Here is a 24,805-nt window from a genome sequence, read left to right on the forward strand (position 1 = left end):
AGCTCTTCCAAAAAATTTGCAGTCGCGCCGTTAGGATTCGTCATCACCGACGGGGGAACCGCCCTCGAGCAGGTTCAACCAGGAGAATTTCGATGAGCGACGCAAGCACCAACCCCCATGTCTTGATCACCGGCGCCGCGGGCGCATTGGGCCGCGCCGTGGCCCAGCATTTCCTGGAGCAGGGCGCGCGCCTTGCGTTGGTCGATCACCACGCAGGCCGGCTCGCCGAAGTTTTTCCGGGCCTCGACAACTCGCAGCATCTGCTGCTGGCGGGCGACGTGACCTCGGCGCCAGAGATGGCAGGCCTCGCGCAACAGGTGCTCACGTCCTTCGGCCGCATCGATGCGCTCGTTCACATCGCGGGCGGCTTCGAGATGGGCGAGGCGACGCACGCGCTCACCCGCGCGAGCTGGGACCGCATGATGAATCTCAACGCATGGTCGTTCGTGGCCGTGACGCAGGCGGTGCTGCCCTCGATGATCGAGCGCCGCGCGGGCAGCATCATTGCGGTGACGGCAAAGGTGGCGGCGCGCGGCCTGCCGGCCATGGCTGCGTACATCGCGTCGAAGAGCGCATTGCAGCGCCTGGTGGAAGCCATGGCGGCCGAGTCGGCGCCGCACGGCGTCAACGTGAACAGCGTGGCGCCGAGCGTGCTCGACACGCCGGCCAACCGGCAGGCGATGCCCGATGCGAACCCCGCGGAGTGGGTATCGACCTCGGTCGCGGCGCAGACCATCGGTTTTCTGGCATCGCCCGCAGCGGCCGCGCTGCATGGGCAGCACCTGGCGCTGGACGCCTGAGCCTGAAAAAGAAAAGGCCCTGGCGGATGCCAAGGCCTTTTCCATATCGGTTGGTGGAGAGGATGAGGATCGAACTCACGACCTCCGCATTGCGAACGCGGCGCTCTCCCAGCTGAGCTACCCCCCCAACACCACGCGAATTTAACGCAGAACCGCGGTCTTGGCACGCACCGTCGTGCCAAGATGCGCGCCTCTAGAAACACGGAGCACAACGCCGCATGGCCTCGTTCGACCCCGCCTGGCTGGAAGGCATGTACAACAACCTCGCACGGGTGAAGGACCATCCCGCGTACTTCGCGCGCTGGGCCCGCGACTCGGCCGCCGCGCGCGACAGCCTGCCGGCCCGCATCGACCTGCCGTACGGCAACGGCGTGAATGAAACGCTGGACGTGTTCCCCGCGCCAGTGCCCGACGCGCCGGTGCTGGTGTTCATCCACGGCGGCTACTGGCGCGCCATGGACAAGAAGGACCACTCGTTCATCGCGCCCGCTTTCAACGATCGCGGCATCTGCGTGGTCCAACCCAACTACGCGCTGTGCCCGGGTGCGCCCGGGCAGCCCGTGACGGTGCCCGGCATCCTGCTGCAGATGGTGCGCGCGCTCGAATGGACCTGGCGCCACATTGCGGCATACGGCGGCGACCCTTCGCGCATCACCGTCGCGGGCCATTCCGCCGGCGGGCACATGGCGGCGGCGCTGCTGGCGTGCGACTGGCAAGCCGTCGCGCCCGACCTGCCCGCGCAGCTGGTGCGCAATGCGCTGTCGATCTCGGGCCTGTACGACCTGCGTCCGCTGCAGCGCACGCCGTTCCTGGAGCACACGCTGAACCTCACCGACGCCGATGCCCTGCGCGCGAGCCCGGCGCTGTGGCCGGCACCGAAGCGCGGCCAGCTCTATGCCGCCGTCGGCGGCAAGGAAAGCGAAGAGTTCATCCGCCACAACGCGATGATCCGCGACGCGTGGGGCCGCAACACCGTGCCGGTGTGCGAGGTGCTTGCGGGGCTCGACCACTTCAGTGTGGTCGACGCGCTGGCCGATCCGGCCCACACGCTGCACCGCCACGCGGTGCAACTGCTGGAAGCCTGACCTCGGGCGCGGGCGGCACAGGGCTTACATCAGCAGGTGTTCGCCCGCGTTGTCGCCGCCCAGCGTGACGTAGTTGACCTTGCGGATGTCCATGAGCGCGCGGCCGCCCGCGTAGCTGATGGAACTCTGCACGTCCTGCTCCATCTCGACCAGCGTGTCGGCCAGCTTGCCCTTGACGGGTTCGAGGATGCGCTTGCCCTCGACGTGCTTGTACTCGCCCTTGTTGAAGTCGCTGGCCGAGCCGTAGTACTCCTTGAACAGCGCGCCGTCGACCTCGACCGTCTTGCCCGGCGATTCTTCATGTCCGGCGAACAGAGAGCCGATCATGACCATCGACGCGCCGAAGCGCACGCTCTTGGCAATGTCGCCGTGGTCGCGGATGCCGCCGTCCGCAATGATCGGCTTGGTCGCCACGCGCGCGCACCACTTGAGCGCCGACAGCTGCCAGCCGCCCGTGCCGAAGCCGGTCTTGAGCTTGGTGATGCAGACCTTGCCCGGGCCGATGCCGACCTTGGTCGCGTCCGCGCCCCAGTTCTCCAGGTCGATCACCGCTTCGGGCGTGCCGACGTTGCCGGCAATGACGAAGGTCTTGGGCAGCTTTTCTTTCAGGTAGCCGATCATGTTCTTCACGCTGTCGGCATGGCCGTGCGCGATGTCGATGGTGACGTACTCGGGCACCAGGCCCTCGGCCACCAGCGTGTCGACGGTGTCGTAGTCGGGCTTCTTCACGCCCAGCGAGATGGAGGCGAACACGCCCTTGCCCTGCATGTCTTTCACGAACTGCACGTTGTCGAGGTCGAAGCGGTGCATCACGTAGAAGTAGCCGTTCTGTGCGAGCCACAGGCAGATCGACTCGTCGACCACCGTCTTCATATTGGCCGGCACCACCGGCAGGCGGAAGCTGCGCTCGCCCAGCGTCACGCTGGTGTCGCACTCGGAACGGCTCTCCACGCGGCACTTGCGCGGGAGCAGAAGAATGTTGTCGTAGTCGAAAATCTGCATGACCAGGCTCCTGAAAGGAATCGTTGAAAGGAACGAAAGAGCGCTTGGTCCGGCCGGTTTGGGCGGTGCGTCTTGCCAGGAAGACGCCCACAAAAAACCGGGCGCAAGAATCTTGGGCCCGGTGATTGAGTCTACGCGGTCTGTCGAAGGCGGGTCTTCCGATTCTTCGTATAACCCGCATACGCCGTGGTTTCTACAATCGGACCATGTTGTTTAACGATCCCGCGGCTGACGCCCACTCCCCGAATCATTCGGACATGCCGCTGCTCCAGAACCTGAATGCGGAGCAACTCGCCGCGGTCACGCTGCCTGAAGGCAACGCGCTCATCCTGGCGGGCGCGGGCTCCGGCAAGACGCGCGTGCTCACCACCCGCATCGCGTGGCTGCTGCAGACCGGCCAGGTCTCCGCCGGCGGCATCCTCGCCGTGACCTTCACCAACAAGGCGGCCAAGGAAATGATGACGCGGTTGACGGCGATCCTGCCCGTCAACGTGCGCGGCATGTGGATCGGCACCTTCCACGGCCTGTGCAACCGCCTGCTGCGCGCGCACTGGAAGCTGGCCAACCTGCCGTCCACGTTCCAGATCCTCGACACGCAGGACCAGCTCTCGGCCATCAAGCGCCTGATGAAGCAGTTCAACGTGGACGACGAGCGCTTTCCGGCCAAGCAGACGCAATGGTTCATCGCCGGCGCCAAGGAAGACGGTCTGCGCCCCGACGCGATCGAAGCGCGCAGCGACGACGACCGCAAGAAGGTCGAGCTCTATCGCCTGTACGAGGAGCAGTGCCAGCGCGAAGGCGTGGTCGACTTCGGCGAGCTCATGCTGCGCAGCTACGAACTGCTGCGCGACAACGACCCGGTGCGAGAGCACTACCAGCGGCGCTTTCGCCACATCCTGATCGACGAGTTCCAGGACACCAATCGGGTGCAGTACGCCTGGATCAAGATGCTCGCGGGCAACACGGTGGCCGGGCAGTTCACGCCGGGCCAGAACAGCGTGATCGCCGTGGGCGACGACGACCAGAGCATCTACGCCTTTCGCGGCGCGCGCGTGGGCAACATGACCGACTTCGTGCGCGAGTTCGACGTGCGCCACCAGATCAAGCTGGAGCAGAACTACCGAAGCTACAGCAACATCCTCGACTCGGCCAACGAACTCATCAGCCACAACAAGAAGCGCCTGGGCAAGAACCTGCGCACCGACCAGGGCCCCGGCGAGCCCGTGCGCGTGTACGAGTCGCCCACCGACCTGGCCGAGGCGCAGTGGATGGTCGAGGAAATGCGCCAGCTCGTGCGCGACGGCTTCGACCGCAAGGAAATGGCCGTGCTCTACCGCAGCAACGCGCAGAGCCGGGTGATCGAAACGGCGCTCTTCAATGCCTCGGTGCCGTACCGCGTGTACGGCGGCCTGCGCTTCTTCGAGCGCGCCGAAATCAAGCATGCGCTGGCCTACCTGCGCCTGATGGAGAACAAGGACGACGACACCAGCTTCCTGCGCGTCGTCAACTTCCCGCCGCGCGGCATCGGTGCGCGCACGCTCGAATCGCTGCAGGACGCGTCGCGCGCGGCCGGGCGTTCGCTGCACGACGCGGTCAGCGCGGTCGGCGGCAAGGCGGGCTCGAACCTCACCGGCTTCGTCGCCAAGATCGACGTGCTGCGCGAGCAGACCCAGGGCTTGAGCCTGCGCGAGATCATCGAGCTGGTGCTCGACCACAGCGGCCTGGTCGAGCACTACAAGGCCGACCGCGAAGGCGCCGACCGCCTGGAGAATCTGGGCGAACTGGTGAACGCGGCCGAAAGCTTTGTCACGCAGGAAGGCTTCGGGCGCGACGCCGTGGCCTTGCCGGGCGACGAGTTGCGCCAGTCGCCGGTGAGCCAGGGCATCGACCTGACCCGCCCGGTGGTCGACGAGCCGCTCGCGCCCGACGCCGAGACCGGCGAAACGATGAGCCCGCTGGCCGCCTTCCTCACCCACGCCGCGCTCGAATCGGGCGACAACCAGGCGCAGGCCGGGCAGGACGCGGTGCAGCTCATGACGGTGCACGCCGCCAAGGGCCTGGAGTTCGACTGCGTGTTCATCACCGGCATGGAAGAGGGCCTGTTCCCCCACGAGAACTCGATGAGCGACTTCGAGAGCCTCGAGGAAGAGCGCCGCCTGATGTACGTGGCCATCACCCGCGCCCGCAAGCGCCTGTACCTGAGTCATTCGCAGACGCGCATGCTGCACGGCCAGACGCGCTACAACGTCAAGAGCCGCTTCTTCGACGAACTGCCCGAGGGCGCGCTGAAGTGGCTCACGCCCAAGAACCAGGGCTTTGCGCCCTCGGCCTTCGGCTACGGCGGCGGCTACGGCAGCACGCGCGGCGGGGCAGGGGCCTATGGCGGCGGCAACGCCTACGGCGGCGGAAGCAGCAGCCGCGACAAGGACACCTTCGCCAGCCCGCCCGTGCCGCCGCAGAAAACCGCGCCCTCGCACGGCCTGCGCTCGGGCATGCAGGTGTTCCACAACAAGTTCGGCGAAGGCACGGTCACCGCGCTGGAAGGCTCCGGCGACGATGCGCGCGCGCAGGTCAAGTTCGCGCGGCATGGCGTGAAGTGGCTGGCGCTGTCGGTGGCCAAGCTCACGCCGATCTGAGGTTGCTACTAAAGCTATAGCGAACAACGCAGGCAGGACGTGCGTAACCGGCACTTTTTGCCCTGAACCACCGTACACTCCGCACTCGCCAAACAAGGGGAGTCAGGGATGTGGTTCATAGGCATCATTGCCGGCCTGTTCATCGGTGCGCTGTTCCAGTCGGTGCCAGTGGCGCTGGTGCTTGCGGTGGTCGGCGCGTTCGCGCTGCCGCAGATGTTCGGCAGGAAGAACAAGGCGGAACCGCATCGCACCGAGGCTGAGCGCACGGCGGGCGCGACGGCGGCGCCGGTCGCCGCCACGCCGGCCCCGGCGGGCGGCATGCTGAAGCTGCAGCAGCGCGTGTCGGAGCTGGAGCAGCGGGTTGCTTCGCTCGAGCGCCGGCTGGCGCTGGGCGCGCAGGCCGAGCCTGAAGGCTCCGTCATTCCCGAACTGGCTTCCGGCGACCTCGCCACGTCGATGGCACGCACGCCGCTCGCCGAGGCGCCATCGCTCCCGGTGGCCACGCTCGAAGGCCGGGCCGCGGAGATCGCGCAAGCCCGCCTGTCCCGGATGCAGGCCACGGTGGTCGTGGCCAAGGAGGAGGCTGCGGCCGACGCGCCCGCCGCGCCCGCCGCCGCGCCAACGCCGCCCGCGCCTGTCGTCCCGGCAGCCCAGCCACCGGTTGCCGCACCGGCACCGGCACCGGCACCGGTTCGCCGCCCACCCCCGCCGCCCCCACCGCCGCCGGTCCCGCTGCGCGACCGCCTGCCCGCACCCCTCGCCAACCTGATCTTCGGCGGCAACATGCTGGTCAAGCTGGGCGTGCTGATCCTGTTCCTGGGGCTGGCCTTCCTGCTGCGCTACACGGCCGAGCGCGTCACCGTGCCCATCGAGCTGCGCTATGCGGTCGTGGCGCTGGTCGGCGCGGGCCTGCTCGTGCTGGGCTGGCTGCTGCGCCACAAGCGCGCGGGCTACGCGCTGATCCTGCAGGGCGCGGGCATCGGCGTTTTCTACCTGACCACGCTCGCGGCCATGAAGCTCAGCGGGCTGCTGCCGGCGAGCATCGGCTTTGCCTTTCTGTTCGGCGTGGCGGTGCTCAGCGCCGCGCTGGCCGTGCTGCAGAACGCGCCACTGCTGGCCATCGTGGCCGCGCTCGAAGGCTTTGCGGCGCCGGTGCTCGCATCCACCGGGTCGAACCAGCCGGTGGGGCTCTTCACCTACCTGCTGGTGCTCGACGTCGGCATCGTGCTGATCGCCTGGTTCAAGGCCTGGCGCGTGCTCAACCTGATCGGCTTCGTCGGCACCTTCACGCTGGCGGCCGGCTGGGCGCACAAGTACTACACCGACGACCAGTTCGCCACCGTGCAGCCCTTCCTGGTCGTGTTCTTCCTGCTGTTCACCGCCATCGGCCTGCTGTTCGCACGCCGCACGCTGTTCGACGCGCCGGTGCAGCCCGCGCAGCCGCTCGCCAGCCGCGCGCTGGACACGCTGCGCCGCGCGGGCCGGGTCGACAGCTCGCTGGTGTTCGGCACGCCGATGGTCGCGTTCGGCATGCAGGTGCTGCTCATGCGCCCGTGGGAGTACGGCGCCGCGTTCTCCGCGATGGCGCTGTCGGCCTTCTACCTGGTGCTCGGGCGGCTGGTGTTCGCCACGCAGCCCAAGGGATTGGCGCTGCTGGCGGAGGCCTACGCCATCGTCGGCGTGATCTTTGGCACGCTGGCCATTCCGCTGGGCCTCGAAGGGCAGTGGACCGGCGCGGCCTGGGCCGTCGAGGCGGCGGGCATGTACTGGCTGGGCGCGCGGCAGCAGCGCACCTATGCGCGCGCCTTCTCGCTCCTGGTGTTCGCCGGGGCGGTGCTCAAGCTGCTGGAAGCCACGGGGCTCGATGCCGCGCCGGGGCATCCGCTGCTCGAAGGCTCCGTCATCGGCCCGGTGCTGGTGGCGGTGAGCGCCTTCGCGATGTGGGCCATCCACCGCCGCGCCAGGCTGGACGACGGCAAGGGCGTGGAGGCCATGGCCGGCACCGCCTTGCCGTGGCTCGGCATGGCCGCGCTCACGCTGCTGCTGTGGCAGTGGTGCACGCCGCCCTGGGCCGCCGCGGCCACGTCCGTGCTGGCCTCGGCCACCTTCGCCGTGGCGATCCGCTTTGCGTTGCTGCCGCTGACCTACGTGAGCTTCGGCATGCAGGCGCTGGCAGTGGCGGGCTTCATCGCCACGCTGCACAGCACGGGTGAAGTGGTCGACGGCAAGGTGCTGCAAAGCGGCTGGCAGGGCGCAGCCGTGGCCTGCCTGATCGCGCTCAGCGTGCTCGGCAACGCAGGCTGGTCGATGCTGCAGGCGCACCGCGCGGCGCTGGCGCGCGGCGTGCAGCCGGTGTGGTCGGTGGGCAATGTCGTTGGCGTGCTCGCGGGCGTGGGCCTGCTGCACCTGGCGATGCTGTTCCAGCTGACCCTGGCACAGGCCGCGCTGCTGTGGCCGCTGACGGCCATGGCGGTGCTGTGGGTGGGGCTGCGCATGGCGCACTTTCCGCTCGCGGCGCTGGCGGGTGTGCTGCAGGTCGTCGCCGCCGTGGCGTTCGGCATCAGCGCCGCGGATGACGCGGGCGCGGTGCGCCCGGCCTTTGCCCACCTCGGGTTCTGGACGCCGGTGGTGCTGGGCCTGGCCGCCTTGCTGGCGGGCGACTGGCTGCGCGACGAGGCGCGCTCGCATCTTTCGGGCACGAGCGAGCCGGCGGGCACGTCGCGCAAGCGCTGGGCCAATGCCTGGTGCGCCAACCCGGTCGTGCTGTGGGTGCCGGTGGTCTGGGGGCTCGGCTGGTGGTTGTTCGGCACGCTGGACGAAAGCGTGCGCGTTCTGAACCGCCAGGGTCTGGCGAGCCACATTCCGGCCGGGGCGATGGCCGTGTTGCTCGTCACCTCGGTGCTGGCAGCCGCCGTGGCGCACCGCCGCGACTGGGCGCAGCTCGGCAAGGCGACGCTCGCCACGCTGCCGGCCTTCGGCCTGATCGCGGCCTACGGCATTGCAGGCGGCGCCACGCTGTTCTACGTGCCGTCGAGCGCGCTGGGCTGGCTGGCCTGGCCGCTCGCGTTGGTGTGGCATCTGCGCCTGCTGCGCGCGCAGAAGCGGTGGTTCGATGGCTCGGCCCTGACGCCGTTCCATGTCGCCGGCTTCTGGCTCTTCCTGCTGCTGGCCGCGCGCGAATGCCAATGGCAGCTGGGCCGCGTCGGCGCCGAGTGGTCGAGCTGGCAATTGCTGGGCTGGGCGATCGTGCCGGCGCTGGTGCTGTGGGCGCTGCGTTCGCGCGTGCTGCTGCAGCGCTGGCCGCTCGCGGAGTTCCGCAGCGCCTACCTCGAGTTCGCCGCCACGCCGGTGGCGGTGTACCTGTTGGCGTGGGTGTGGGTGACCAACGCGGTCAGCCCGGGCGATGCGTCGCCGCTGCCCTATGTGCCGCTGCTGAACCCGCTCGAGCTTGCGCAGTGGCTGGTGCTGTTCGCGCTGGTGCTCTGGTGGCGTGCGTTGCCGCCGGGCTCGTTCGCGCGCGTGCAACCGATGGTCGCCAAGGGTGCGGCCGGCCTCACCGGGCTGGCGCTGCTCACCGGCATGGTGCTGCGCACCTGCCATCACTACGCCGGTGTCGCGTGGGCTTTCGATGCGCTGTATGCCTCGTGGCTCACGCAGGCGGCGCTGTCCATCACCTGGGCGGTCTGCGGCGTGGTCGCGATGGTGCTCGGCCATTCGCGCCGGGTGCGCACGCTGTGGGTGGCCGGTGCGGCGCTGCTCGGCGTGGTGGTGCTGAAGCTGTTCTTCGTGGAGCTGGCCGACCGGGGCGGGTTGTTCCGCATCGTGTCGTTCATCGCGGTGGGGGCCTTGCTGCTCCTGGTGGGGTACTTCGCACCCGTGCCGCCGAAGAAGGAAGAGGCGTCGAAGGCTCCGGCCGAAGGCGGTGCGGCATGAGCGCGCCGTCGATGCGGGCCGTTCGCGCGGGCGTGGTGCTGGTGGCCGCGGCCAGCGGATTCGCCTTGGCACAACCCGTGACCACCGGGACCACCGCGCCGATCGCACTGCAGGGCGCGGGCCCTTACCACCGGCTCACGCTGCCCCTGGCCCTCTACGGCCGCGCGGCTTATGCCGACTTGCGCGACCTGCGGGTGCGCAACGCCGCCGGGCATGCGGTGCCCTACGCCTGGCTGCGCAACGAAGCCGCCGCACCGCAGACGGCCTCGCGCAATGTGCCGATCTTTGCGCTGCCGGGCGCAGCCGCTGCTGCCTCGGGCGACACGGCGCTTGCATTCACGGTGCGGCCCGACGGCTCGCTGGCACTCGCCTCCAAGGCTGCCGCCAAGGCCGACGGCGCGACGCCATGGCTCATCGACGTGAGCCAGGTCAAGGGCAGCCTGCTGCAGGCCCGGTTCGACATCGCGCCCGACACGCGCGGCCTGTTCGCCTTCCGCCTGGAAGCCAGCGACGACCTGCGCCAGTGGCGCCCGGTGGGCGGTGAGGAGCAATTGATCAGGCTCGCCCACGGCGGCCAGACCATCGAGCGCCTCGCGGTCGATTTGAACAACGTGCGCGCGCGCTTCCTGCGGCTGCGCTGGAGCGATCCGGCGCACGGCGCGGTGCTGGCCGGCGTGGGCATCGACAGCGTGCAGGAGGTGGAGCCCGTCGCGCCGATCGAGTGGTCCGCTGCGCTGAAGCCCGAGCGCTGCGCCACCGACTATTGCGACTACCTGCTGCCGCGCGGCCTGCCCGTGCAGAGCCTGCGCATCGACCTGGCCGACGTCAACACGCTGGCGCAGGTGAGCGTCTCGGGGCTGCGCGACCCCGTGCCTGCGTCGGCCGTGCCGCCGCAGCCGGTGCCGCGCAACCCGCTTTACGCCTTGCGGCATTCGCAGCGCCGGTCCGTGGTGCGCACCGAGGGCCCGGACGAGGCGCTGCTGGTCGACACCGTGGTGTACCGCCTGGCGCAGGCCGGCGGCGAGGCGCGCTCGCCGGTGCTGGCGCTTGACGGCGCGGTGCACGCGCGGCTGCGCCTGCGCACCTCGGGCCCGGTCAGCGTGCTGGGCGCGACGCCGCCCAACATCGCGGTGGGCGCCGTGCCGCGCACGCTGGTGTTCCTGGCGCAGGGCGCGGCGCCGTTCGCGCTGGCATGGAGCGCCGCACCCGAGGCGAATGCGGTCGAAGGCAGCGTGCCGGGCGCGCCGCTGGCGCTGTCCACCCTGATTCCGGGTTACGCCGCGGACAGGCCCGTGGTGGCCGACGATGCGACCGTGGCACTGCCGGTGGCGGCCGTCACCGCGGCGGTCGCGGCGGCGGTGCAGGCGCCGCTTCCCATGCAGGAGCCGTCGCGCAAGTGGTGGCTGTGGGGTGCGTTGGGTGTCGGCCTGCTGCTGCTGGCCGGCATGGCGTGGTCGCTGTTCGCGAGCCTGCGCAAGGACGCGGCGAGCCCGCCCCGTTGAGCGGGAGGGCCGGGCGGGGCCGTCAGTTCGGCTCGAAGGTGTCGCGGAAGGTGAACCAGGTCGAGCTCAGCGACATGGCTGCGAGCACCAGCGCCGTGCCGATGATCAGCACATTGCCCACCGCCAGCGCCGCGCCGCCCGAGCCCAGGGCGCCCACGCCGATCAGCAGGGTGGCGACCAGGCCCATGCCGATGCCGGCGATCAGGAACACGCCGAACCACGCCACGCCGAACAACGCATAGGCGCCGAAGTTGCGAAACAGCGCCACGATGCTGAAGAAGATGCTCTTCACCGGCGCCACGCCATGCCAGTGCACCAGCGCCGGGGCGTGCCACATGGCCAGCGACAGCGGCAGGTTCAGGCACATCAGCAGCGTGCGGGCGACCTGGAAGTCGCTGCCGGCAATGATTTCGGGCGTGAGCGGGTCGTCCAGCAGGTAGGCGCGGGCGAGTTGGCCGCCGTCGACCAGCGTCGTCACCAGCACCGCCAGCACGAAGTAGACGGCCGAGATCACGCCCAGCACCACCAGCGAGCGCCATTCGGTGCGCATGGCGTTGAACACCGCCACGAACATCGCCGAGCCCGTGGGCCGCTGCGTGTCGCCCGCGCGGCCGACGCCTTCGGCGTTGTCCGTGTAGGCCACGGATGTGGCGACCATCAGGCCCAGCGTCAGGAACGGCACCAGGCCCGGCGCCAGCAGGCTGCCGAGGATGGGCACCATCGACAGCGTCGAGATGACCGCCATCAGCAGGAAGAACAGCGAGATGAAGGCCAGCGGTTGCCGCCAGAAGGTCTTGAGCCCGAGGCGGACCCAGACGGCGCCGGTGCGCGCCGGCACGAGGTTGAGTTTCATGTGTGAGGGTCAGGCCGCCAGGGCGGGCGCCAGCGCCTGGGCCATGGCATGCGGGTGGGACGCGCGGTCGCGCAGCACGCGCTCGAAGTGCGTGGGGTCGTGGGGCGTGAGCATGCTCGCTTCGCGCGGCAGGTGGAAGTCCCACAGGCGGGAAATCCAGAAGCGCAGCGCTGCGGCGCGCAGCATCGCGGGCAGCAGGGCGCGCTCGGCCGCGTTCAGCGGGCGCACGGTTTGGTAGGCCGACAGCAGGGCGTCGGCGCGTTCGTCGTCGTGCCGGCCGCTGGGCAGGTCGATGGCCCAGTCGTTCAGGCACACGGCCAGGTCGAACAGCCAGGTGTCGGTGCCGGCGAAGTAGAAGTCGAACACGCCGGTCAGGCGGGGGGCATCGGCATCGGCATCGGCGCCGGTGGCGAACATCACGTTGTCGCGGAACATGTCGGCATGCACCGGGCCGCGCGGCAGGGCGGCGTAGGCGGAGGACTCGGCCACGTGGTTCTGGTAGGCCAGCTCGGCACGCAGCAGGGCGGCCTGGGCTTCCTCGATGTACGGCAGCACCACGGGCACGGTTTCGTTCCACCAGGGCAGGCCGCGCAGGTTGGGCTGGGTGCGCGGGTAGTCGCGCCCGGCCAGGTGCATGCGCGCCAGCATGGCGCCCAGCTCGGCGCAGTGCGCGGCGCCGGGGGCGAGCTCGCTGCGGCCCGAGAGCTTCAGCACCACCGCCGCGGGCTTGCCGGCCACCGTGTGGAGCAGGTCGCAATCGGCGTCGGCGGCAGGGGCGGACGGGCCCGAAGGCAGGGCCATCTGCCCCTTCTTCGTCTTCTCGGCGGCAGGCGGACCGGCCACGGGGGCGGGCACCGGCAGGCCGGCGCTGGCCAGGTGCTTCATCAGGCAAAGGTAGTAGGGCAGCTGCTCGGCGCTCAGGCGCTCGAACAGCGTCAGCACGAACTCGCCGGACTCGGTGGTCGCGAAGTAGTTGGTGTTTTCAATGCCGCCCTCGATGCCGCGCAGCTCGCGCAGCGGGCCCAGGCCCAGGCGTTGGACGAGCGCGTCCGCCTCGCCGAAACCGACTTCGGTAAAAACTGCCATGGCGGTACTCAGCGCGGCGCCGCGGCTGGGGAGAAGACGAAAGCGGAAGAACGCACGGCCATCAGAACTTCATCACGTTCCAGACGCGCGGTCCGTTGGCGCCCGTTTCCGAGGAGCCCTGGCGGCCCGTGGCCTGGTCGGCCGGCAGCACCTCGTAGCCCGGCACGTTGGACTTGGGCTTGACGTTGATGCTCTGCGTGCGGCCGCCGTAGCGCACCTCGTCGACCGAGGCGCCGCTGTCTTCGGTGTGCAGGTTCTCCACCTTCTGGTTGCGTCGGCCGTCGGCGCCGGTCTGCTCCGGCGCGGGTTGCGCCTGGGCAGGGGTGGCTGCAGCGGGCGCGGGCTGCTGCGCGTGCACGGCGGTCACCGCGGCAAGGGGGGCTGTGAAAGCCAGCGCCAGCAGGATGCGGCGGGCGACCAGGAGTGTGGAGCTAGGCATGCCCCGATTGTAGGCGCGCGCCCGGTTTCGGCGCGTCGGTTGCCACCTCTGGCCGTCGTGGTTCTGGACGCCGCGTCGGGCACGGCAAAATGCCCCGATGACCGACAAGAAAACGCTGCTGCTCGTCGATGGCTCGAGCTATCTCTACCGCGCCTTCCACGCCATGCCCGACCTGCGGGCCGTGCCCGGCGACCCCAAGAGCCCGGCGACCGGCGCGATCCGGGGAATGATCAACATGATGACCGCGCTGCGCCGCGAGGTGCGCGCCGACTACGCGGCCTGCATCTTCGACGCCCCCGGCAAGACCTTCCGCGACGACTGGTACCCCGAGTACAAGGCCAACCGCTCGCCCATGCCGGACGACCTGCGCAGCCAGATCGACCCCATCCACGAAGTGGTGAAGCTGCTCGGCTGGCCGGTGCTGAGCGTGCCCGACGTGGAGGCGGACGACGTCATCGGCACCTTGGCCAAGATCGCCGCCGCGCAGGGCGTCGAGGTGATCGTCTCCAGCGGCGACAAGGACCTGAGCCAGCTGGTGGACGAGCACATCACCATCATCGACACCATGAACGGCAAGCGGCGCGACGTGGCCGGCGTGACGGCCGAATTCGGCGTGCCGCCCGCGCTGATGGTCGACTACCAGACGCTGGTGGGCGACACCGTCGACAACGTGCCCGGCGTTCCCAAGGTCGGGCCCAAGACGGCCGCCAAGTGGCTGCTGGAGTACGGCTCGCTCGACGCCCTGGTCGAACGCGCCGCCGAGGTGAAGGGCGCCGCCGGCGAGAACCTGCGCCAGGCCCTGGACAAGCTGCCGCTGAGCCGGCGCCTGGTGACCATTCGCACCGACTGCGACCTCGAAGGCCATGTCACCGGCCTGCCGTCGCTCGACGCGCTGCCCGTGAGCGCGCCGCAGACCGCAGAACTCAAGCCCTTCTACGAGAAGTTCGGCTTCAAGAGCCTGGTGAAGGGGCTCGAAGCCCAGGAAGTGCCGCCCGAACTCATCGAGGAAAACCTCAAGAAGAAGTCGGCCTCCAAGGCCAGCAGCGACCAGGGCGGCCTGTTCGACGAGCCTTCCGAGCTCGACGCGCTGGAAGCCGCCGCCCCCGCGAGCAACCTCAGGTACGACACGATCACCACCTGGGAACAGTTCGACGCCTGGCTCGCCAGGCTCGAAGCCGCCGAGCTCGCCGCCGTCGACACCGAGACCACGTCGCTCGACGAAATGGTCGCGCAGATCGTCGGCGTGAGCTTCAGCGTCACGCCGGGCGAGGCGGCCTACATTCCGCTCGCGCACAACTACCCCGACGCGCCCGCGCAGCTGCCCATCGACGAGGTGCTGGCAAAGCTCAAGCCCTGGCTGGAGAACGGCGAGAAGAAAAAACTCGGCCAGCACATCAAGTACGACCGCCATGTGTTCGCCAACCACGGCATCGAGGTGCAGGGCTACGCGCACGACACCATGCTGCAGAGCTACGTGCTCGAAGTGCACAAGCCGCACGGCCTGTCGAGCCTGGCCGAGCGCCACCTGGGCCGCAGCGGCATCTCGTACGAAGACCTGTGCGGCAAGGGCGTGCACCAGATCTCGTTCAGCCAGGTCGACATCGCCAAGGCGGCCGAATACTCGTGCGAGGACAGCGACCAGACGCTGGATGTGCACAACACGCTGTGGCCCCAGCTCGAGAAGGACGAGAAGCTGCTGTTCGTCTACCGGCTCGAGATGGATTCGAGCGAGGCGCTCTACCGCATCGAGCGCAACGGCGTGCTGATCGACGCACCCACGCTGGCCGCGCAGAGCCACGAACTCGGCACGCGCATCATGGCGCTGGAGCAGGAGGCCTACGACATCGCGGGCCAGCCCTTCAACCTGGGGTCGCCCAAGCAGATCGCCGAGATCTTCTTCACCAAGCTGGGCCTGCCGGTGGTCAAGAAGACGCCGAGCGGCGCGCCCAGCACCGACGAAGAGGTGCTGGAGAAACTGGCCGAAGACTATCCGCTGCCCGCGAAGATCCTGGAGCACCGCGGCCTGTCGAAGCTCAAGGGCACCTACACCGACAAGCTCGGCCAGCTCGCCAACCCCCGCACCGGGCGCGTGCACACGCACTACGCGCAGGCCGTGGCCGTCACCGGCCGCCTCAGCAGCAACGACCCCAACCTGCAGAACATCCCGATCCGCACCCCCGAAGGTCGCCGCGTGCGCGAGGCCTTCGTGGCGCCCGCGGGCAGCGTGATCGCCAGCGCCGACTACTCGCAGATCGAGCTGCGCATCATGGCCCACATCAGCGGCGACGAGTCGCTGCTGCGTGCGTTCACCGAAGGCATCGACGTGCACCGCGCCACGGCCGCCGAGGTGTTCGGCTCCACGCCCGACCAGGTGTCGAGCGAGCAGCGCCGCTATGCCAAGGTCATCAACTTCGGCCTGATCTACGGCATGAGCAGCTTCGGGCTGGCCAAGAACCTCGGCATCGAGACCAAGGCCGCGGCCTCGTACATCGAGCGCTACTTCGCGCGCTACCCGGGCGTGAAGGCCTACATGGACGAGACCAAGGCGCTGGCCAAGGAGCAGGGCTATGTGGAGACCGTGTTCGGCCGGCGCCTGTACCTGCCCGAGATCAACTCGCCCAACGGCCCGCGCCGCGGCGGCGCCGAGCGCGCGGCCATCAACGCGCCCATGCAGGGCACCGCGGCCGACCTGATCAAGCTCAGCATGGTCAAGGTACAGAACGTGCTTGACGAAGAAAAGCGCGGCACCCGGATGATCATGCAGGTGCACGACGAACTGGTGTTCGAAGTGCCCGAGGCAGAGGTCGAATGGGTGCGCACCGAGATCCCCCGTCTCATGGCCGGCGTGGCCGCGCTGAAGGTGCCGCTGCTGGCCGAGATCGGTGTCGGTCCCAACTGGGACAAGGCGCACTGAAGAAGAGACAACGAAACACATCCACATGCACATGAAACTCCCGCACCGCCAGTTCCTGCTCGCCGCCGTCTGCTCCGCCTTCCTGGGCACCGCCTTCGCCGCCCCCGACGCCCGCGTCGCCGCGCTCGCCGCCAAGGAAAAGCCCGCGCTGCTCGACACGCTCAAGGAGCTTGTTTCCATCGAGTCGGGCAGCCGCGACCTCGACGGGCTCGAGAAGATCTCCGACCTCATCGCCGCCAAGTTCAAGGCGCTGGGCGGCGAGGTCGAGCTGATCGACCCGAGCGCCGAGGCCTACCGCATGGAAGACACGCCCGAGAAAATGGGCCGCGTGGTGCGCGCCACCTTCAAGGGCACGGGCAAGAAGAAGATCCTGCTCATCGCGCACATGGACACGGTCTACACCGTGGGCATGCTCAACAAGCAGCCGTTCCGCATCGAGGGCGACAAGGCCTACGGCCTGGGCATCGCCGACGACAAGCAGGGCATTGCCGTCATCACGCACATCGTGTCGATGCTGCAGGCAATGAAGTTCAAGGACTACGGCACGCTCACCGTGCTGATCAACGGCGACGAGGAAATCAGCTCGCCCGGCGCGCGCGCCCTCATCACGCGCATGGGCGCGGAGCACGACGCGGTCATGTCCTTCGAGGGCGCCTACGTGAAGGACGACAAGCTCTCGCTGGCCACCGCCGGCATTGCCTCGGTCACGCTGCACGTTGCGGGCAAGGCCTCGCACGCGGGCTCGGCGCCCGAACTGGGCGTGAACGCGCTGTACGAGCTGTCGCACCAGATCCTGCAGATGCGCGACCTGTCCGACCCGGCCACCGGCCTGAAGATGAACTGGACCATCTCCAGGTCGGGCAGCAACCGCAACGTGATTCCGGCCAGCGCCACCGCGGGTGCCGACGTGCGCGTGCTGAAGGTGAGCGACTACGACCGCATCGAGCAGCAGGTGAACGAGCGCGTGAAGAAGCAGCTGATTCCCGAGGCCAAGGTCGAGCTGAAGTTCGAGCGCCGCCGTCCGCCGCTGGAAGCCACCGACGCCTCGCGCGCCATGGCCCGCCATGCGCAGCAGATCTACAAGGACGAACTCGGCCTGCCGCTGGGCGCCGACGACAAGGCCGCCGGCGGCGGAACCGACGCGGCCTTCGCGGCGCTGAAGACCAAGGCGCCCGTCATCGAGCGCTTCGGCCTGCAGGGCTTCGGCGCGCACTCGGCCGATGCGGAATACGTGCTGGTCGATTCCATCGAGCCGCGCCTGTACCTGGGCACCCGGCTCATCATGGACATAGCCCACGGCAAGACCGCAAACTGATCGGCCGTCCGCGATGCGCCTGCGCCACATCGAGGTCTTCAACGCGATCATGCTCACCGGCAGCGTGAGCGCGGCGGCGCGGCTCATCAACATCACGCAGCCGGCGGTCAGCCGCACGCTGCAGCACGCCGAGCTGCAGCTGGGTTTTCCGCTGTTCCAGCGCGCCAAGGGCCGGCTCACGCCGACCACCGAAGCGCTCACGCTGTACCCCCACATCGAGCGGCTGTTCGCGCAGCTCGACGAGGTGCAGCGGCTCGCGGCCAACCTGCGCACCGCGGGCGACACCGGCGAGCTGCGCATCCTCAGCGTGCTGGCGCTGAGCTACGACATCCTGCCGCGCGCGCTGAAGTCCTTTCGCGAGAAGCATCCGGGCTACAAGATCACGGTCGAGTCGCTGCACTCGCCGCAGATCATGTCGGCGCTGCTGCTGCAGGAGGCCGACGTGGGCTTCGCCTTCAGCCCGGCCGTGCATCCTTCGCTCACGCAGGAGACGCTGGCCGACAGCCGCATGGTGTGCATCGCGCCCAAGGGCCTGCTGCCGCGCGCGCTGGTGCGCAACGGCTCGGTCGCCCTGCACGACCTGATCAACCGGCCGGTGATCGGCCTGGACAGCCGAGACCCCGTGGGCACCAGCCTGAGCCAGGCGTGCCGGCAGGCGGGCGTGGGTTTCCAGCAGGCGGTGGTGACGGTGCAGACCTACCACGCCGCGCTGGCCATGGCGCACCACGGCATCGGCGTGGCGCTGGTCGACGGCTGCACGGCGCGCTCGGCCGACCGCGAGAAGGTCGACGTGCTCACGCTGGAGCCGAACATCCCGGTGCCGATCCGCGCGCTGCGCTTTGCCGCCAAGCCCGACTCGGTGGCGGTGCGCGGCATCACGCGGTGCATGCAGGAGGCGCTGCAGGACGCGGTATAGCGGCGCGGCGGTGATTGTGCCCTCTGCTCTGGCAGAGGGCACAGGAGTTCAGGCCTCCAGCGCCAGCACCACCCGAAGCGCCGACCCGAAGGCCAGCGTGAACCCCAGCGCGCCGTGCCCCGTGTTGAACAGCATGTTCGACGGCGCGCTCTCCAGCCGCCCGATGATCGGCAAGCCCTTCGGCGTGGCAGGCCGCATGCCCGTCCAGGGATGCAGTTCCTCGAGACGGCTCGCCTGCGGGAAGACCGCACGCGTCGCGGCCGCCAGCGTCTCGATGCGCGTGGCCGGAATGCTCGCGTCGTGCCCCACCAGCTCCGCCATGCCCGCCACCCGCAGGCGCGAGCCGATGCGTGCGAACACCACCTTGCGGGCGCTGTCCGTCACGTTCACGCGCGGTGCGGCACCCGGCGCCGGGTCGACCTCCACCGTGATGCTGTAGCCCTTGAGCGGGTACACGGGCAGGTAGGCGCCCAGCGCGCGCCCGAGCTTGTGCGAGGCCGACCCCAGCGCCATGACGAAGGCGTCGGCTTCCACGTCGCTCTCCATGCCACCCTTGCTGGTGCGCACCGCCCTGATGCGGTTCTCGCTGCGCGCGAAGCCGTGCACGTCGGTGCCGAGCATGAAGCGCACGCCGCGCGCACTCAGCGCCCGCATCAGCTCGGCACACACCTTGAGGCAATCGGCCGCGCATTCGCTGGGCGTGTACACCGCGCCGGCCATCTGGCCGCGATAGCCCTGCAGCGCCGGCTCGATGGCGACGCATTCGTCCGGCGTCACCAGCCGCTGCGCGCTGCCCATGGCGCGCTGCAGGTCGAGCTGTGCGCGCGCGCCTTCGAGCGAAGCCGCGCTGGCATACAGCACCAGCTTGCCGGTGGCGGAGAAGTCGCAGTCGGGCGAGATGTCGGAGCGCATCGCCTCGAACTGCGTGCGGCTCGACGCGGCAAGCGCCAGCAACCGGGCCGTGGTGTCGCGCGAAGTCCCGGCGTTGCAGGCCGCGAGAAATTCCATGCCCCAGCGCCACTGCAGCGGATCGAGCTGCGGGCGCAGCTTCAGCGGCGAGGTGGGCGAGAGCAGCAGCTTGGGCAGCTGCTTCCAGATGGACGGGTCGGCCAGCGGCTGCACGTACGAATAGCTGAGCTGCGCGCCGTTGCCGCCGCTGGCGCCCGCGCCGGGGGCGGCACGGTCGATCACGGTGACCTGATGGCCCTGGCGTTCGAGCTGCCAGGCGGTGGCCAGGCCCACGATGCCGGCACCGAGCACACACACATGCATGGGGCAACTTTCCGGAGGTTGAGAAGACAGCCGTGACTGTAGGTGCGCCCGCCGACCCGCGGAAATGCCAAAAGAAAGCTGGCCCATGAGTTTTGGACATGGGCAGGGGTTCATTTGGAATTGTCGCTTTGTGTCACTCCTTCTTACACTGGCGCTCTGTTCAATCCAACCGAATGAAGGCTCGAATGAAACTCTCCGTCCTGATGGCTTCCCTGGCCGCCGCGGTGCTCTTCACCGCTCCGGCGGCGCAAGCGGCCGACACGCTGGCCAAGATCGCCGAGTCCGGCAAGATCACGCTCGCCTACCGCGAGTCGTCGGTGCCCTTCAGCTACCTGGACGGCCCCAACAAGCCGATCGGGTTCTCGGTGGAACTCTCCAATGCCGTGGTCGAAGCGGTGAAGAAGAAGCTGAACAAGCCCAACCTGCAGGTCTCGCTGATGGCGGTCACCTCGCAGAACCGCATTCCGCTGATCACCAACGGCACCGTCGACCTGGAGTGCGGCTCCACCACCAACAACAGCGCGCGCGGCAAGGACGTGGCCTTCGCCATCAACCATTTCTATACCGGCACGCGCCTGCTGGTGAAGAAGTCTTCCAGGATCAAGGACTACGCCGACCTTGCGAAGAAGACCGTGGCCAGCACCACCGGCACCACCAACGCGCTGGTCATGCGCAAGTACAACACCGAGAAGAACCTCGGCATGGACATCGTGCTCGGCAAGGACCACGCCGACTCTTTCCTGCTGGTGGAAAGCGACCGCGCCGTGGCCTTCGCCATGGACGACATCCTGCTGTTCGGCCTGATCGCCAACTCCAAGTCGCCGGCCGACTACGAGGTGGTGGGCGAGCCGCTGCAGGTCGAGCCCTACGCCTGCATGCTGCCCAAGGACGACCCGGCCTTCAAGAAGCTGGTGGACGACACCTTCAGCGCCATGATGAAGAGCGGCGAGTTCGAGAAGCTCTACACCAAGTGGTTCATGCAGCCGATCCCGCCGAAGGGCGTGCCGCTGAACCTGCCGATGAGCGACCAGCTCAAGGAAAACCTCAAGGCCCTCAGCGACAAGCCGGCGAATTGAGCTCGCCCCCGGGCTGCGCGCACATCGTGTCGCTTCGCCTGCCCCCTGCCGGGGGCCATACCTGCGGCCCGGCAAAGCCGGTTCCGCGGTATTCCTGAAACAGAGAAAGATCATGGCTTCGACGAACGTAGTTGGCATCTTGGGGGGCATGGGCCCCGCGGCGGGCGCCGACTTCGTCCGGCTCTTCGTGCAGGCCTGCGCGCAGCAGATGCGCGCGCGCGGCGAGCCGGTGCGCGACCAGTCCTTTCCCGAGCACTGGCTGGCGCAGGTGCCGGTGCCCGACCGCACCGACGCGCTGGCATCGGCCGAGCAGGGCGCGCACCAGCCGCTGGAACCGATGCTGCAGGCCCTGGGCCGCCTGGCTGCGCTGGGCAGCCGTGCCGTGGCCATCGCCTGCAACACGGCGCACGCCTGGCATGGCAGCCTGCAGGCGCGTTTTCCGCAGGTCGAGCTGCTGCACATGGCACGCGAAACCGCGCGCCAGCTGGCCGCACAGGGCGCCAGCGACGTGGCGCTGATGGCCACCGAAGGCACCTACCGCGTGCGTCTCTACGAGCAGGCGCTGGCCGAGGCCGGGCTGGGCTGCCACATTCCGTCGGCCGACGAGCGCCGCATCATCACGCGCGGCATCTTCGAAGGCGTGAAGGCCGGCAACATGCCGCTGGCCGCGCAGTGCTTTTCCGACGTGGCGCTGCGGCTGGCCGAGCGCCATGGGCCCGTGACGATCATCATGGGCTGTACCGAGGTGCCGCTGGGCCTGCAGGGCTCGGCCGCCGTGGCCGGGCTGGACCTGGTCGACCCCGCGCAGGTGCTGGCGGCCGCGCTGGCACGCCGTGCGTACGGTTCCCGGGTTTGACACCAAGCCTACCGAATTTCGGGGCATAGGGCCACCGGCGGACTGGGCCTGCATTGCGGCGTGCGTTTTTCTGCGCCACGCCCCGTGTGCATCCCCCTTGACACGGTTGATAAGATGAAAGCTGCTCTGGCCAATGGAACTCCGGCGGCCAGGGCATCGAGCTTCGTCGTGTACCCCGAAGCAGGCCACGCATTCCATGCCGACCACCGCCCCAGCCATGTCAAGAGCGCGGCGGACGACGGCTGGCAACGCGCCACGGCCTGGTTCAAGCCCATGGCGTCGCCTGAACCCGGCGCCCTGTAGCCACCCCCGCCGAAGGCCGTCGAATGACGGCCTTTTCTCTTTTTATGAACGGATCACGGTCCTGAAACAGTTTCAGCGGCCGTCCCTCTTGCGCAAGCAGCTATGAATTTGATAGTCATCATCGCGGCGACCCTGGTCTCCGGCATCGGCAGCGTCTGGCTCGCGGCCCTCCTGTTGAAGGTGGGCGTGCGCAACGGCTCGGGCGGGGTGAACCCGCAGCACCTGCTGAGCCTGGCGGCCGGCGCGCTGCTGGCCACCGCCTTCATGCACCTGTTGCCCGAGGCCTTCGAAAGCCGCATCGAACCCGCGCTGCTGTTCGGGGTGCTGCTGTTCGGGCTGGTGTTCTTCTTCCTGCTCGACAAGGCCGAGCTGTGGCACCACGGGCATGAGCATCACCATGGCGACGAAAAAAGCGGGCACGAAGGGCACGACCACGGCCATCACGCCGGTCACGCGCATTCCCATGCGCACGAGCAGGGCCCCCGCACCGGCGGCTGGGCCGTGCTCACCGGCGACAGCGTGCACTGCTTCGGCGACGGCATCCTGATCGCCTCGGCCTTCACCGCCGACATGCGCTTGGGCCTGGTGGCCGCGCTGGCGGTGCTGGCGCACGAAATTCCGCACCACATCGGCGACCTCGTCGTGCTGCGCCAGAGTTCTTCCAACCAGCGCGCCGCGCTGGTGAAGGTGTCGCTTGCCGGCACCATGACCGCGCTGGGCGGCATCGTGGGCTGGTGGCTGGTCGACCAGCTGCACAGCTGGCTGCCTTACTTCTTGGTGCTGGCCGGCAGCAGCTTTGTCTACGTGGCGCTGGCCGACCTGATTCCGCAGCTGCAAAAACGCCTGCCTGCGCGCCAGACCGCCGCGCAGATCCTGTGGCTGGTCGCGGGCATCGTGCTGGTCACGGCCGTGAGCCGCCTCGCGCACGGCGAGCATGGGCACGAACACGGCCACGACGACCCGGGCCACGGCGAGCACGGCCACGTGCACAAGGACTGACACGAAAGTTCGACGTCGGCAGGCGGCATGCGCGGCGGGAAACTTTCCGACACCGACGCTGCGTGCCGGATGAGCCGCAACGGCTGAAACAGGCGCACCATAGGGGGCCTGTCAGCAATCAGCCGAGGAACCGATCATGAACAACATCGACGCCACCGCGCGAGCCGCCGCATCGTCCGAGGACGACGAGGAAGACAACACGCCCGCCGATGATTTCGAAGAACCCGAGAACGAGGGCTCCGACGACCTGTCGGAGGAAACCGGCATCGACCTGACGGATGCGAGCGAGCTCGACGCCGACAACGTGCCGGCCGACGAAGAATTCGACCGCGTCATGAACGCCCCCGACTGAAGCGCCTCAGGCCGCGTCCCGCCGCGTGATGACCTGCCCGTTGCGCGCCCCGCTGTGCGCACCGTCGCGCCAGGTCACCGCCCCATTGACGATCACCGCATCGATGCCTTCGGCCGGCTGCATCGGCGTTTCGTAGTTCGCGGTGTCGCGCACGGTCGCGGCGTTGAAGATCACCACGTCCGCGTGGTGGCCCGGCTTCAGCGTGCCGCGCTCGTGCAGGCCGAAGTTGCGTGCCGTGAGCCCCGTCATCTTCCACACCGCCGTCTCCAGCGGAAACAGCCCGACGTCGCGGCTGTAGTGGCCCAGCACGCGCGGGAAGGTGCCCCACAGGCGCGGGTGCGGCTTGTCGCCCAGCGGAATGCCGTCGGAGCCGATCATGGTCTCGTCGAACGCGAGGATGCGCTGCACGTCGTCCTCGTCCATCATGAAATAGATCGCGCTGCCGGGCTGCAGGCGAACGGCCGCCTCTTCGCCCGACACGCCCCATTCGGCCGCGATGTCCTTCAGGTCGCGCCCCGCGCACTCGGGGTGCGGCTCGCTCGACGCGATGAGCACGCGGCCTTCCATCATTCCGCGGTCGGTGCGGATCATGGTGGAGCCCGCGGTATACGGATAGCAGTCGAGCCCGATGCACTGGTGCTGCATCGCCTCCTTGATGAAGGGCAGCGTCACCTTGGTCTTGCCGAAGTTCTGCGTGTTCTGCACCTTGTGGTGCGACACCACCACCGGAATATCGAGCGCGCGGCCGATGTGGAAGGTTTCTTCCAGCGACTCCATCACGCGGTCGCTTTCGTCGCGCATGTGCGTCACGTACAGCGCCTTGCGCGATGTGAGGGGGCGGCCGACTTCGATGATCTCCTCGGTCGTGGCCTTCACGGCCGGCGGGTAGAAGGTGCCGGTCGACAGCCCGATGGCGCCGGCCTGCATCGCTTCTTCGACCAGCGCCTGCATGGCGGCGATCTCGGTGTCGTTCGCGGGCCGGTCGAGGTCGGCCATGACCACGGCGCGCAGGGTCGAGTGGCCGACCATGGCCGCCACGTTCACCGACGAGGGCGTGGCGCGCAGCGCGTCGAGGTAGGCTGCGAAGGTCGTGAAGCGGCCTTCCGCGGGTGAGTCGAGCAGGCTCAGCGGCATGGGCAGGTCCATGTCCGTGCGCAGCGGCGCGGCGCTGATGCCGCAGTTGCCGGCCACCACGGTGGTCACGCCCTGCGACACCTTGAACGGCATCTGCGCCTGCGACAGCACGGCCTGGTCGTCGTGCGTGTGCGAGTCGATGAAGCCGGGCGCGACGATGCGGCCGGTGGCGTCGATCGTCTGTTCGGCCGTGTGGCCCGTGAGCTTTCCGATGGCGGCGATGCGGCCACCGGTGATGCCGATATCGGCGTCGAAGCGCGGCGCCTTGGTGCCGTCGATCACGGTGCCGCCGCGAATCAGCAGGTCGTAGTGGGGTGTCTTGTCGGTCATCG

The 24,805-nt window shown here is 68.9% G+C and carries 18 protein-coding genes, 1 tRNA gene and 1 pseudogene; 13 read left to right on the forward strand and 7 right to left on the reverse strand.

Annotated features, from left to right (window positions below):
* Positions 1-92 precede the first annotated feature (92 nt).
* Positions 93-800 (forward strand): SDR family NAD(P)-dependent oxidoreductase, encoded by a 708-nt coding sequence (locus ACSFBM_RS03585; protein ID WP_435483166.1) that lies wholly within the window; start codon positions 93-95, stop codon positions 798-800.
* 51 nt (positions 801-851) lie between these two features.
* On the opposite strand, the gene ACSFBM_RS03590 is transcribed toward ACSFBM_RS03585, so the two are convergent.
* Positions 852-927 (reverse strand) — tRNA-Ala (locus ACSFBM_RS03590).
* Between the two features lie 91 nt (positions 928-1,018).
* Between ACSFBM_RS03590 and ACSFBM_RS03595 the strand changes: the two genes are divergently transcribed.
* Positions 1,019-1,885, forward strand: coding sequence for an alpha/beta hydrolase (locus ACSFBM_RS03595; protein WP_435483167.1), 867 nt, complete (start codon positions 1,019-1,021; stop codon positions 1,883-1,885).
* A gap of 24 nt (positions 1,886-1,909) precedes the next feature.
* On the opposite strand, the gene ACSFBM_RS03600 is transcribed toward ACSFBM_RS03595, so the two are convergent.
* The gene (locus ACSFBM_RS03600) at positions 1,910-2,887 is read right to left on the reverse strand and encodes a GMP reductase (protein WP_435435383.1); all 978 of its coding nucleotides are present in this window, start codon (positions 2,885-2,887) and stop codon (positions 1,910-1,912) included.
* A 206-nt stretch (positions 2,888-3,093) separates the two neighbouring features.
* Here ACSFBM_RS03600 and ACSFBM_RS03605 point away from each other — a divergent pair, with 206 nt between their 5' ends.
* The 3 genes from ACSFBM_RS03605 to ACSFBM_RS03615 all read left to right on the forward strand — a co-directional run bounded on the left by ACSFBM_RS03605 (position 3,094) and on the right by ACSFBM_RS03615 (position 10,958).
* Complete coding sequence (locus ACSFBM_RS03605; protein ID WP_435483168.1) at positions 3,094-5,523, forward strand: UvrD-helicase domain-containing protein; 2,430 nt, start codon at positions 3,094-3,096, stop codon at positions 5,521-5,523.
* Positions 5,524-5,631: 108 nt separating this feature from the next.
* Entirely contained in the window at positions 5,632-9,456 is a 3,825-nt protein-coding gene (locus ACSFBM_RS03610; RefSeq protein ID WP_435483169.1) for a DUF2339 domain-containing protein, read from the forward strand.
* The gene (locus ACSFBM_RS03615; protein WP_435483170.1) at positions 9,453-10,958 is read left to right on the forward strand and encodes a DUF3999 domain-containing protein; all 1,506 of its coding nucleotides are present in this window, start codon (positions 9,453-9,455) and stop codon (positions 10,956-10,958) included. Before ACSFBM_RS03610 ends, ACSFBM_RS03615 begins: the two co-directional genes overlap by 4 nt.
* Before the next feature lie 22 nt (positions 10,959-10,980).
* Here the strand turns inward: ACSFBM_RS03615 and ACSFBM_RS03620 are convergent, their stop codons facing one another.
* The 3 genes from ACSFBM_RS03620 to ACSFBM_RS03630 form a co-directional block, all read right to left on the reverse strand.
* Positions 10,981-11,811 (reverse strand): BPSS1780 family membrane protein, encoded by an 831-nt coding sequence (locus ACSFBM_RS03620; RefSeq protein WP_435483171.1) that lies wholly within the window; start codon positions 11,809-11,811, stop codon positions 10,981-10,983.
* Positions 11,812-11,820: 9 nt separating this feature from the next.
* A complete protein-coding gene (locus tag ACSFBM_RS03625; RefSeq protein WP_435483172.1) occupies positions 11,821-12,897 on the reverse strand; it encodes a homoserine kinase in 1,077 nt (358 codons plus the stop codon).
* A 61-nt stretch (positions 12,898-12,958) separates the two neighbouring features.
* Positions 12,959-13,336, reverse strand: coding sequence for a hypothetical protein (locus ACSFBM_RS03630; RefSeq protein WP_435483173.1), 378 nt, complete (start codon positions 13,334-13,336; stop codon positions 12,959-12,961).
* Between the two features lie 97 nt (positions 13,337-13,433).
* Between ACSFBM_RS03630 and polA the strand changes: the two genes are divergently transcribed.
* Genes polA through ACSFBM_RS03645 form a run of 3 tightly spaced genes read left to right on the forward strand, consistent with a single transcriptional unit; the run spans position 13,434 to position 18,481 of the window.
* Complete coding sequence (polA, locus tag ACSFBM_RS03635; RefSeq protein WP_435483174.1) at positions 13,434-16,250, forward strand: DNA polymerase I; 2,817 nt, start codon at positions 13,434-13,436, stop codon at positions 16,248-16,250.
* Positions 16,251-16,281: 31 nt separating this feature from the next.
* Positions 16,282-17,565 carry a M20/M25/M40 family metallo-hydrolase gene (locus ACSFBM_RS03640; protein ID WP_435483715.1) on the forward strand — a complete coding sequence of 428 codons (1,284 nt, stop codon included), beginning with the start codon at positions 16,282-16,284 and terminating at the stop codon, positions 17,563-17,565.
* Between the two features lie 13 nt (positions 17,566-17,578).
* The gene (locus tag ACSFBM_RS03645) at positions 17,579-18,481 is read left to right on the forward strand and encodes a LysR family transcriptional regulator (protein ID WP_435435392.1); all 903 of its coding nucleotides are present in this window, start codon (positions 17,579-17,581) and stop codon (positions 18,479-18,481) included.
* 48 nt (positions 18,482-18,529) lie between these two features.
* Here the strand turns inward: ACSFBM_RS03645 and ACSFBM_RS03650 are convergent, their stop codons facing one another.
* A complete protein-coding gene (locus ACSFBM_RS03650; RefSeq protein WP_435483175.1) occupies positions 18,530-19,753 on the reverse strand; it encodes a D-amino acid dehydrogenase in 1,224 nt (407 codons plus the stop codon).
* Between the two features lie 185 nt (positions 19,754-19,938).
* On the opposite strand from ACSFBM_RS03650, the gene ACSFBM_RS03655 reads away from it, so the two are divergent.
* The 5 genes and pseudogenes from ACSFBM_RS03655 to ACSFBM_RS03675 all read left to right on the forward strand — a co-directional run bounded on the left by ACSFBM_RS03655 (position 19,939) and on the right by ACSFBM_RS03675 (position 23,339).
* The gene (locus ACSFBM_RS03655) at positions 19,939-20,829 is read left to right on the forward strand and encodes a transporter substrate-binding domain-containing protein (RefSeq protein ID WP_435483176.1); all 891 of its coding nucleotides are present in this window, start codon (positions 19,939-19,941) and stop codon (positions 20,827-20,829) included.
* Positions 20,830-20,941: 112 nt separating this feature from the next.
* Positions 20,942-21,685, forward strand: coding sequence for an aspartate/glutamate racemase family protein (locus tag ACSFBM_RS03660; protein WP_435483177.1), 744 nt, complete (start codon positions 20,942-20,944; stop codon positions 21,683-21,685).
* 90 nt (positions 21,686-21,775) lie between these two features.
* Positions 21,776-21,988 (forward strand): annotated as a pseudogene (locus ACSFBM_RS03665) (dienelactone hydrolase family protein); the annotation flags it as partial.
* 102 nt (positions 21,989-22,090) lie between these two features.
* Positions 22,091-22,987, forward strand: a complete 897-nt coding sequence (locus ACSFBM_RS03670) for a ZIP family metal transporter (RefSeq protein WP_435483178.1) — start codon at positions 22,091-22,093, stop codon at positions 22,985-22,987.
* A gap of 136 nt (positions 22,988-23,123) precedes the next feature.
* Entirely contained in the window at positions 23,124-23,339 is a 216-nt protein-coding gene (locus ACSFBM_RS03675; protein ID WP_435483179.1) for a hypothetical protein, read from the forward strand.
* Between the two features lie 6 nt (positions 23,340-23,345).
* On the opposite strand, the gene ACSFBM_RS03680 is transcribed toward ACSFBM_RS03675, so the two are convergent.
* On the reverse strand, positions 23,346-24,803 hold the full coding sequence (locus tag ACSFBM_RS03680; RefSeq protein ID WP_435483180.1) for an N-acyl-D-amino-acid deacylase family protein: 1,458 nt from the start codon (positions 24,801-24,803) through the stop codon (positions 23,346-23,348).
* Positions 24,804-24,805 lie beyond the last annotated feature (2 nt).

It is taken from the genome of Variovorax pasteuri (genome assembly GCF_051216435.1).
Taxonomy (GTDB): domain Bacteria; phylum Pseudomonadota; class Gammaproteobacteria; order Burkholderiales; family Burkholderiaceae_C; genus Variovorax.

Bases quoted from the DNA above. Each gene is read 5' to 3' on its own strand.
- ACSFBM_RS03605 (WP_435483168.1), top strand. From the start codon at position 3,094: ATGTTGTTTAACGATCCCGCGGCTGACGCCCACTCCCCGAATCATTCG.
- polA (WP_435483174.1), top strand. From the start codon at position 13,434: ATGACCGACAAGAAAACGCTGCTGCTCGTCGATGGCTCGAGCTATCTC.
- ACSFBM_RS03625 (WP_435483172.1), bottom strand. From the start codon at position 12,897: ATGGCAGTTTTTACCGAAGTCGGTTTCGGCGAGGCGGACGCGCTCGTC.
- ACSFBM_RS03585 (WP_435483166.1), top strand. From the start codon at position 93: ATGAGCGACGCAAGCACCAACCCCCATGTCTTGATCACCGGCGCCGCG.
- ACSFBM_RS03600 (WP_435435383.1), bottom strand. From the start codon at position 2,887: ATGCAGATTTTCGACTACGACAACATTCTTCTGCTCCCGCGCAAGTGC.
- ACSFBM_RS03630 (WP_435483173.1), bottom strand. From the start codon at position 13,336: ATGCCTAGCTCCACACTCCTGGTCGCCCGCCGCATCCTGCTGGCGCTG.
- ACSFBM_RS03620 (WP_435483171.1), bottom strand. From the start codon at position 11,811: ATGAAACTCAACCTCGTGCCGGCGCGCACCGGCGCCGTCTGGGTCCGC.
- ACSFBM_RS03650 (WP_435483175.1), bottom strand. From the start codon at position 19,753: ATGCATGTGTGTGTGCTCGGTGCCGGCATCGTGGGCCTGGCCACCGCC.
- ACSFBM_RS03680 (WP_435483180.1), bottom strand. From the start codon at position 24,803: ATGACCGACAAGACACCCCACTACGACCTGCTGATTCGCGGCGGCACC.
- ACSFBM_RS03595 (WP_435483167.1), top strand. From the start codon at position 1,019: ATGGCCTCGTTCGACCCCGCCTGGCTGGAAGGCATGTACAACAACCTC.
- ACSFBM_RS03615 (WP_435483170.1), top strand. From the start codon at position 9,453: ATGAGCGCGCCGTCGATGCGGGCCGTTCGCGCGGGCGTGGTGCTGGTG.
- ACSFBM_RS03640 (WP_435483715.1), top strand. From the start codon at position 16,282: ATGAAACTCCCGCACCGCCAGTTCCTGCTCGCCGCCGTCTGCTCCGCC.
- ACSFBM_RS03645 (WP_435435392.1), top strand. From the start codon at position 17,579: ATGCGCCTGCGCCACATCGAGGTCTTCAACGCGATCATGCTCACCGGC.
- ACSFBM_RS03675 (WP_435483179.1), top strand. From the start codon at position 23,124: ATGAACAACATCGACGCCACCGCGCGAGCCGCCGCATCGTCCGAGGAC.
- ACSFBM_RS03670 (WP_435483178.1), top strand. From the start codon at position 22,091: ATGAATTTGATAGTCATCATCGCGGCGACCCTGGTCTCCGGCATCGGC.
- ACSFBM_RS03610 (WP_435483169.1), top strand. From the start codon at position 5,632: ATGTGGTTCATAGGCATCATTGCCGGCCTGTTCATCGGTGCGCTGTTC.
- ACSFBM_RS03660 (WP_435483177.1), top strand. From the start codon at position 20,942: ATGGCTTCGACGAACGTAGTTGGCATCTTGGGGGGCATGGGCCCCGCG.
- ACSFBM_RS03655 (WP_435483176.1), top strand. From the start codon at position 19,939: ATGAAACTCTCCGTCCTGATGGCTTCCCTGGCCGCCGCGGTGCTCTTC.